This window comes from Streptomyces griseus (assembly GCF_900460065.1).
Classification (GTDB): domain Bacteria; phylum Actinomycetota; class Actinomycetes; order Streptomycetales; family Streptomycetaceae; genus Streptomyces; species Streptomyces griseus.
Map to the genome: position 1 here is coordinate 1 of NZ_UAVD01000054.1, position 8447 is coordinate 8447.

At 71.5% G+C, this 8447-nt stretch carries 6 protein-coding genes and 4 pseudogenes; 6 read left to right on the forward strand and 4 right to left on the reverse strand.

Annotated elements, in window-relative coordinates; all coding sequences use genetic code 11:
- Positions 1–705 (forward strand): annotated as a pseudogene (locus DTB53_RS33555) (CapA family protein); the annotation flags it as partial.
- Between the two features lie 7 nt (positions 706–712).
- Here the strand turns inward: DTB53_RS33555 and DTB53_RS33560 are convergent.
- Positions 713–1087, reverse strand: a pseudogene (locus tag DTB53_RS33560) (universal stress protein).
- 314 nt (positions 1088–1401) lie between these two features.
- On the opposite strand from DTB53_RS33560, the pseudogene DTB53_RS33565 reads away from it, so the two are divergent.
- Positions 1402–2174: pseudogene (locus tag DTB53_RS33565) on the forward strand (polysaccharide deacetylase family protein).
- Between the two features lie 89 nt (positions 2175–2263).
- Here the strand turns inward: DTB53_RS33565 and DTB53_RS33570 are convergent.
- Positions 2264–2926, reverse strand: coding sequence for a class F sortase (locus tag DTB53_RS33570; protein ID WP_012378008.1), 663 nt, complete (start codon positions 2924–2926; stop codon positions 2264–2266).
- A 337-nt stretch (positions 2927–3263) separates the two neighbouring features.
- On the opposite strand from DTB53_RS33570, the gene DTB53_RS33575 reads away from it, so the two are divergent.
- The gene (locus DTB53_RS33575) at positions 3264–3746 is read left to right on the forward strand and encodes a hypothetical protein (RefSeq protein WP_003964593.1); all 483 of its coding nucleotides are present in this window, start codon (positions 3264–3266) and stop codon (positions 3744–3746) included.
- A 91-nt stretch (positions 3747–3837) separates the two neighbouring features.
- On the opposite strand, the gene DTB53_RS33580 is transcribed toward DTB53_RS33575, so the two are convergent.
- A complete protein-coding gene (locus DTB53_RS33580) occupies positions 3838–4395 on the reverse strand; it encodes a hypothetical protein (RefSeq protein WP_012378007.1) in 558 nt (185 codons plus the stop codon).
- 184 nt (positions 4396–4579) lie between these two features.
- Complete coding sequence (locus DTB53_RS33585; protein ID WP_012378006.1) at positions 4580–5344, reverse strand: bestrophin-like domain; 765 nt, start codon at positions 5342–5344, stop codon at positions 4580–4582.
- Positions 5345–5554: 210 nt separating this feature from the next.
- Here DTB53_RS33585 and DTB53_RS37130 point away from each other — a divergent pair, with 210 nt between their 5' ends.
- From DTB53_RS37130 to DTB53_RS33605, 3 genes and pseudogenes are all read left to right on the forward strand, one after another.
- Complete coding sequence (locus tag DTB53_RS37130; protein WP_052295619.1) at positions 5555–5776, forward strand: hypothetical protein; 222 nt, start codon at positions 5555–5557, stop codon at positions 5774–5776.
- Between the two features lie 977 nt (positions 5777–6753).
- Positions 6754–7572 (forward strand): SAM-dependent methyltransferase, encoded by an 819-nt coding sequence (locus DTB53_RS33600; RefSeq protein ID WP_003964589.1) that lies wholly within the window; start codon positions 6754–6756, stop codon positions 7570–7572.
- Positions 7569–8447, forward strand: a pseudogene (locus DTB53_RS33605) (PAS domain S-box protein); the annotation flags it as partial. The gene DTB53_RS33600 and the pseudogene DTB53_RS33605, both read left to right, overlap by 4 nt.

Genomic DNA, 8447 nt, shown 5'->3' on the forward strand with positions numbered 1-8447 from the left:
GCATCCGGCACGCCGGCTCCGCCCGTACCGCGGCCGAGGCCGCCCGGCCCACGATCCTGCCCGCCGGGCCGGGCGAGAACGCGGCCAGGGTCGCCCACCTCGCGTACACCTACGGCACCAACGACATCCCGGTCCCCGCCGACCGGCCCTGGACGGTCAACGTCACCGACGAGCGGAAGATCGTCGAGGAGGCGAGGGCGGCCCGGCGGGCCGGCGCCGACGTCGTCGTCCTCTCCGTCCACTGGGGCACCGAATGGCAGGACGAGCCCGACGCGACCCAACGGGACCTGGCCCAGCGGCTCACCGCGTCCGCCTACGGGGGCCGCCCCGACATCGACCTGATCATCGGCACCCAGCGCATGTGCCGCAGGCGTACGAGAAGGTCAACGGCACCTGGGTCGTCTACGGATGGGCGACCAGATCGCCGGAGCGATGATCAACTACGAGGGCGTCCAGGACCCGCGCGGCAACCAGGGTTCGATGGGACGCTTCACCTTCGCGCCGCCCGCGAAGCCGGGGGAGCGCTGGACGGTGAAGAAGGCGGAGTTCGTCCCGCAGTGGTACGACACCGACACCGGACGCACCGTCAACCTCAACGCCTCCCCGGGCGACGGGGACGAGCGCCTCCGCGAGATCCGCGACCGTATCCGTACGGTGGTCCTCGGGAGGGGAGCGGAGGGCGACGGGCTCCTCATGGGCCGGTGAGCTGTCCTCACGGCACCACGGTGACCGGCCAGCGCCCCGCCTTCACCAGACGCACGGCCACCGAACCGACGAAGCGGTGCCCGGCCGACTCCGACGCCCCGACCACCACCGCGTCCGCCTTCAGTTCGTCGGCCGCCGGTCACCAGCCCGTTGTACGGATCGCCCCGGAAGGTGTGGAACTCCCAGCGCATGTCCCACGCGTCATGAAGCGCTCGGTCGCCGCGCGGATCTCGGAGACCAGGTCCTCCGCCACCTCGACCGTGGCGTCGCTCACCGGCACGCCCAGCGCCGCGCCCGCCGTCATGACGGGCTGGACGTACACCAGGGCCAGCATGGCGTTCTGCCGACGGGCCAGCCCGGCGGCGTAGGCCGCCGCGCGCATCGACGAATCGGAGCCGTCGAGCCCCGCGACGATCACCTTGGGGCCGTCCGTACCGCGCTCGAACCGATGAGGCTGCTTGCTCTGTCACGGCTCCGAGGTATCGGCTCGTCCCGGACGGGAGGCCACGGGCCGCCGACCGGCTCGCATGGAGATGAACATACTGCTTCGATCGTGTACAAAACGGGCATCGATCGGTGTCGGCGGCGGAGGCGGACGCCCGCTCGTGCGAGCAGTTGGCCATGAGAAGTGATCACACCGGACACGAGCGCCGCACCTGCTGAGGGGTCGCCCTCGGCCTCGGGGCCGCCACCGCCGTGCACCTGATCGCCGCCGATCCGGCCTCCGCGCCCGGCCGCCCCGCACCCGCCGCGGACACGCCGCCCGCCGCGGCCGCCGGGCCTCCGGGAAACGTCCGGGGCCGGTCCTCCCCGTACCGGCTCGAACCCATGACGGCCGACCATCCGCCCCGGTTCGGGCCGGCCCGGCCGCCGGTGCGCGTCCGGCCCATCGAGCACCTCCCCGAGATCGGCACTCGATGGTCCTGAGCTCGACGACGGGCCCGACCCGTCCACACCCCGGACATCCTGGCCGTCCTGCGCGAGCACCGGGTCCGCGCGATGTTCTTCGTCTGCGGGGAGATGGCCGACAGCAACCCCGACCTGCTGCGCGAGATGGCCGACGACGGGCATGTGGTGGGCAACCACTCCTGGTCGCACCCGCTGATCCGAAGCTCTCCCGCCCGGCGATCCGCGACGAACTGGGACGCACCAGCGAGGTGGTGGACCGGGCGCTCGGCTCCCCGCCGCTCTGGTACCGCGCCCCCTACGGCGCCTGGAACCGCAACTCCTTCGAGATCGGCGCCGAGTTGGGCATGGAGCCCATGGCCTGGACCGTGGACACGCTCGACTGGAAGACGCCGGGCACCGGCACCATCGTCCGCCGGGTGCTGGACGGAGCGGCGCCCGGTGTCGTCGTCCTCTCGCACGACGCGGGCGGCGACCGCTCGCAGAGCGTCGCCGCGCTGCGCCGCTATCTCCCCCGACTGCTGGACTCCGGCTACCGCATCACGGTGCCGCGCCGTCTCTGAGCCGAGAACGGTGTCCGCGCACGACAGCGCCCCCGGTCTCCTCGCACGAGGCGACCGGGGGCCGTGGCCGCGTGGGGGGAGGGGAGTCGTCAGCGGGTGTCGACGAGCCGGGCGAAGACCACCACGTTGCCGTCGTAGCCGCCCGCCTTGGAGTAGCCCCCGCCGCAGGTGATGACCCGCAGCTCGGCGTGGCCGGTGTCGCCGTAGACCCGGGGGCCGGGGAAGTCGTTCTTGGAGAAGACCTCCACCCCGTACACCTCGAAGATCCCGACCCGGCCGTCGTAGCGGTCCACCTCGACGCGGTGCCCCTTCTGGAGCGAGCCGAGGCCGTAGAAGACCGCGGGCCCGGAGTTGTTGTCGACGTGGCCGACGACCACGGCGGTGCCGCGCTGGCCGGGGGCGATGCCGTTCTGGTACCAGCCGGCGAGGTTGGGGTCCTCGGCGGGCGGGGCGTCGATCCACCCGTTGGCGTCCAGGTTGACGTCGATGATCGGGGCGTCGACGTCGATGGACGGGACCTTCACCCGGGAGGCCGGGGCGTACGGCAGCGGCTGCACCGGTTCGCCCTCCACCGGCGGCCCCGCGGTGTCCTTGCCCAGGTCCAGCGAGGCGGCTGCCGCGGGCTGCGGGGGACCCGACTCCCCGAACTCCGTGCCGTTGCGCATGAGGGCGAGGCCGCTGAGCAGCACCAGGGCGATCGCACCCCATGGCACACGTCTGGTCCGCTCGGCGCCAGCGTAGTCCCGGCCCATGGTTCTCCCTTCGTCGCGACGCTGTGAACGCTAAGGGCGCGGGGTCCGGGCGGCGATCAGGGCGGGGCGAACGGGTGGCGGCGGGGGCGGGCGCCTGCCGGGCGTCCACCGGGTGCCTGCCCATCGGAGTAATGAGCGGATAAAAGTTCTGACGGTCCGTGACCTGCGGCTCCGTCAGGTTCGGGGGTTTTCGTACGGCGTGTCGCGTCACCGGGGTGGAGCAACGCCGAAGTGCGAGCCCTTGGTCCGCTGGTGAGTGTTCGTCATGGGAGGCGTTCTCGTCGATCCAGCCCGGGGGACAGGCCCCCGGGGGCGTTTCCCGCTGGAGGTTCACACGATGCGTGTCTCACGCGCTCTCGCGGTCACCGCGACCGCTTTCGCGGCCGTCGGGCTCGCGGCCCCCATGGCCGCCGCCACCAACGGCCCGGTCAACGTCGCCGTCAACCCTCAGGCCGTCCACCAGGGAGGCTCGCTGAAGATCACCGCGCAGGGCTGCGGTCACGGCGGCAAGGTCTGGTCGAACGCGTTCCCGACGACCACCCTCTCGCCGGGCGACGGCACCAACTTCGCCCACGCCCGGGTCCGGAACAACACCACGCCCGGGCAGTACCACCTCTCCGTGAAGTGCAGTGACAACGACCGGATCGCGACGCACAAGTTCACCGTGCTCGCCGGCAACGGCGCGCAGGGCGGGCTCGGCGGCTCGATGGGTCCGAGCTCCGTGGAGATGCAGGTCGGCGGCGGTCTGGTGGCCGCGGCGGCCGTCGGTGGCGCGGTCTTCCTCGTCCGGCGCCGGCGGCCGGGCCATGCGGCGTTCTGAGGCGTCGAACCTCCCGCCCGGCCCGATACGTCCGTCGCCCCGAGTCCTGGACCAGGACCCGGGGCGACTGCCGTGCGCCGCATGTTCGCGGTCAGTGGCGACGGTCGGCGGTGCGGCGGCGCGCGAAGTAGAGGGCGCCCGCGGCGGCGGTGGCCACCAGCGCCGCTCCGGCGGCCACCTCCACCGTGTCGGTGGAGCCCGAACTGCCGCCGAGGCCGCCGCGTACGCCGCCCGGGACGAGCGCCGTCGAACTGGCGGTCGGAACGGTGGTGGGCGTCGGGGTGGGGGTGCTCGTGGCGCCGCCGGTGATCGTCAGGTTCACGTTGCGGGAGGTGCCGGTGGAGCCGCACGCGAACGTCACCGCGTACACGGCCCCCCGGCGGGCGTCCGTGTCGATGGTGGCGGTGGCCGTCGTGGAGCCGCTCGGGATGGTGGTGGTGTCGAAGATGCCCGAGGAGACGGTCGTCTCGCCCGTGCAGCCGCCGGAGCCGAGGGTGACCCGGCCGCCGGGTGCGATGACCGACGGGGCGATCGTCGGGTTGAACGTGCTCGTGGCCCCGTCCGGTGCGGCGAAGGCGGCGGACGGGGCCATCAGCGTCAGGGCACTGGCGCCGAGCAGGGCGAGCGGTGCGACACGTATCGCGCGCATGGTGGATCCTCCGGGTTCCCCGAGGGGCAGCTGCGGAACCAATTTCCACATAGCAGGAAAAATGCACCTCGATGCCCGACACGCTAGGAGGGGTGCCCCCGGCCCGCGATCGGGGTCCGGCGAATGGGTCAGTGGTGTCCCCCGGCCGGCTCACCCACCGGCTCGCGGGCCCGGGGGCGCGGACTCAGCGGGCGACGCCCGGGAACATGTCGAGGAAGGGGTCCGCGGTGGCCGAGATGCCCCGGCCGAAGGGTGCGTCGAAGTCCCAGATCAGAAAGAGCAGGAAGGCGATCAACGCGCTGAACAGGCCGGCCAGCAGCAGTTCCCGGAACGTTCTGCGGATCTGGAGGGTGAAGATCAGCCCCACGGTCACCAGCGCCCCGATGATCAGCCCGAACCAGACCACCCCCGGCATCGTCGCCCCGGCGTTCTGCCCGCGCGTGCTGCGGGCGTCGTCGGCCGCCGCCACCTGGTCGACCAGGGGCTGGTAGGCCTGCCCCTCGTGATCGGTCTTCGGTTGGTAGTCGGTGACATCCGCCCTCACCTTGTCCAGCAACTGCGTGCCGCGCTCGGTGAGCGTGTTCCGGTCGGACATCACCTTCCACTCGTCGTGCACCACGTGGTCGACGTAGGCGTCGACGTCCGCCCGGATGCGGTCGCGGACCTCCGCCGGGTAGACGGAGGCGCGCGCCTGCACCTCGTGCAGGGCCTGTGCCTCGATGCGTACGGACTCCTGGGCGGCGCTGCGTCCTTCCCAGACCCCGGCGATGGCGAGCCCCAGGACGATCGCGTAGACCACGCCGATCATCATCGTCATGTACTCGATGACGTCGGGCGTCTCGGACGGGTCGTCGTCGTCCGCGATCCGCCGGTTGTTCAGGACGGCGATGGTGAGGACGACCGCGCAGGCGGACGCCATGGCAATGCTCAGTACGAGCCATTCGGACATGCATGTCTCCTGGTCAGCGGGACGATCGCGGCCGCAGCACGGCGACGGCGAACACCGCCGGGGCGGTGATGAGCAGCGTCAGGGACACCAGCGAGGGTCCGCTCCGCGGCTGTTTGCGGGTCGGTTTGCGGTACGTCGGGAGTGCGACGGGCCGGGGGCGCGGTGGCTCGGTCCGCTCGGGGGGCTCGGGCGGCGGCGCGGGTTTCGGTGGTGGGGCGGCTGCCGGTGGTGGCGCGGGTGTCGGGGGCGGTGGCGGGGGAGGGGGCGGCGGTGAGGGAGGCGGCGGAGGGGGTGGTTCCGCGACCACAGGTGGCGGAGGGGACGGAAGCGGCGGCGGAGGAGGCGGAGGCTCGGGCGGCGGCGCGGGAGACGGCGGTGGGGGAGGCGGCGGTGGTGGCGGCTTCGGTGGTGGCGGTGGTGGTGGCTCGGTGACCGCGACACAGTCCCCGTCACCCGCCACGGCGACCGCCGAACTGCCGTCGCCCTGCCCGATCGTGGCCACCGCGCAGCTGTCGGCGGTGGCGGGCAGCGGCACGGCTGACAGCCAGAGAAGTGCGGCGACCGTCGTGAGCCGCGCGATGCGTGATCCGTACACGTCCGCGAGCATGATCCACGCTGCCGGGGAAAACGCGATACCTACGGGTGATTCGCCTGATCGTGCGGTTAATGGGCCATTCGGGTTTGTCTGGTGGACGGGGTGCCGCCGTGCTCCGGGGTGCCAACGGAGGCTCGTTCACGGCTCCGTTGACGCTCACGGCGGCGTGCGGTCAGGAGCAGGGTGATGCCTCGCGAGACCCGGCCCCGGTCGGCGCCCCGGGCAACGCCACCGTCCCGGCCGACGCCGACACCGGGCTGCTCGGGAGGCCGCCCGGGGCGACGGTGCGGGCGCCGGTCCACCCGCCGATCACGCCGAATCCGTTGATCGCGCTGATCGCGCCGATCCCGTCGGCCTTTTGGTCCGCAGGGGTCCGGAACTCGGTGACATCGTGGTGAACGGACGCGGTATGACGCGGTTTTCCCCTTCGCCGAGGACTCGGCCGGGCCGATGAAGACCGCGTGTACGGGCGGCCGCCTCAAGAAAGTGGCCGGTAGTGGCCTCCATGGCCAAAAAATCGGTGGATGGTATGACGGCACTTGTCGGCGCTTCCCGCCGGTAATCGGGTGCGATCCAGCACCGCCCAGGAACCCCAAGTGGCCCCGAACCACCGGGAAACGGTGTCCGGAGTGCCGGTCCGTCGCTGTTCGCATACGCGCAGCGACGGACCGGCTGCCGATGCCACCGGAGTGTGACCAATAACGGATCGCTAATTTCCGTTTCCACTCGCTCTCTTGGCGGCCGATCAGTAGCCTCTGGTCAACACTGACCATGAACATGGCCGGATCGCCGTGGCGACTTGTTGGAGACATCGATGGAGCGTCCCGCCTGGGCACCGCAGGGCATTGACATTTCGGTGCCAAGCGTGTCTCGAATGTACGATTTCTATCTGGGCGGATCGCACAATTTCGAGGTGGACCGGGAAGCCGCGCGCAAGGCCATGGAGTTCCTTCCGGGCCTTCCCAAGATCATGCAGGCCAATCGCGCCTTTATGCGCCGGGCCGTCCGTCATGCCGTCGACATCGGCATCGACCAGTTCCTGGACATCGGCTCCGGCATACCGACCTTCGGCAACGTCCACGAGGTCGCCCAGGCCGCCGACCCCGGGGCCAAGGTGGCCTACGTCGACCACGACCCGGTGGCCGTCGCCCACAGCCAGGCCGTGCTGGAGGGCAACGACCGCGCGGTGATCGCCGCCGCCGACCTGCGCCGCCCCGAGGAGATCCTGGCGAACCCGGAGATCACCGGACTGCTCGACCTGAACCGGCCGGTGGCGCTGCTGCTGGTCGCGGTCCTCCACTTCGTGGAGGACGCCGACGACCCGCGCGGCGCGGTCGCCGAGCTGCGCGAGTCACTGGCCCCCGGCAGCCTGATCGTCCTGACCCATGCCTCGTACGAGGGCATTCCGCTGCCCAAGGAGGAGGCGGCCGGCACGGTCGGCGTCTACCAGAACATCCGCAACCCGCTGATCATGCGCTCGCGCGAGGAGATCGGCCAGTTCTTCGAGGGCTACGAGATGGTCGAACCGGGGCTCGTGTCGATGCCCGAATGGCGGCCCGACACCCCGCAGGCGCCGCAGCAGGAAGACCCGTACGCCTTCTCGGGCTTCGCAGGGGTTGGGCGCAAGGCGTGAGCATTCCCGCCCAGGCGTCCGGGGAGCCGGACGCGGAACCCGACGGTCCGGAAGGCCGGCTGCGGAGATTCGCCAGAATCTGGAGCCGGGCCATCTTCCCCCTGACGGCCACCTCCCTCACCCGGCCCGAGTTCGAACAGCATCTGCTGCCCCTGGCACGCGAGCTGAACGGCATCCTGCACGCCCACCCCTTCGACGCCTCGCCCGCCCAGCGGATCGGCGAGGCGCTGATCGAGGCGCACTGCACCGACCCGGACGCCCTCAGCTCCACGCTCGGCGTCGTCGACTCCTACCTCGTCCTGTACTGCGGCGGCAACGGACCCGGCGTGCTGACCACCGAGGACGGCCGGGCCCGCTGCGCCCGGATCCAGCACACCCTCGCGGCCGGCTTCACCGGGGCCCTGCGCGAGCGCACGCTCGCCGAGCAGGAGGCCATCGCCCGCTCGGCGCTGACCGCCCGCTCGGACGCCGAACAGGCCCTGCACGCCACCGAGGCCCGGTTCCGCGCGGTCTTCAAGGACGCCGCCATCGGCATCGGCATCGCCGACCTGGACGGCAACATCCTGGAGATCAACGACACCCTCACCAAGATGTTCGGCGGTCTGGAACACCACGTCCGCAGCCACAAGGTGAACGAGTGGGTGCACCCCGAGGACTCGCCGCAGGTGTGGAAGTACTACGACGAACTGGTCCGCGGCGAACGCGACCACTACCGGGTCGAGAAGGCGTACTACCGCAACGACGGCACCGTGCTGTGGACCAACCTGACCGTCTCGCTGCTGCGGGACTCCCGAGGGCCGTCCCGAGTACCAGCTCGCGCTGATGGAGGACACCACCGAACGGCGGCTGCTCAATCTGCGCCTGCGCTACGAGGC

What these genes read in the sequence shown, in the direction of transcription:
- DTB53_RS33570 (WP_012378008.1), bottom strand. Translation starts at nt 2,926, where the DNA reads ATGGGCCGGGACTACGCTGGCGCCGAGCGGACCAGACGTGTGCCATGG.
- DTB53_RS33575 (WP_003964593.1), top strand. Translation starts at nt 3,264, where the DNA reads ATGCGTGTCTCACGCGCTCTCGCGGTCACCGCGACCGCTTTCGCGGCC.
- DTB53_RS33580 (WP_012378007.1), bottom strand. Translation starts at nt 4,395, where the DNA reads ATGCGCGCGATACGTGTCGCACCGCTCGCCCTGCTCGGCGCCAGTGCC.
- DTB53_RS33585 (WP_012378006.1), bottom strand. Translation starts at nt 5,344, where the DNA reads ATGTCCGAATGGCTCGTACTGAGCATTGCCATGGCGTCCGCCTGCGCG.
- DTB53_RS33600 (WP_003964589.1), top strand. Translation starts at nt 6,754, where the DNA reads ATGGAGCGTCCCGCCTGGGCACCGCAGGGCATTGACATTTCGGTGCCA.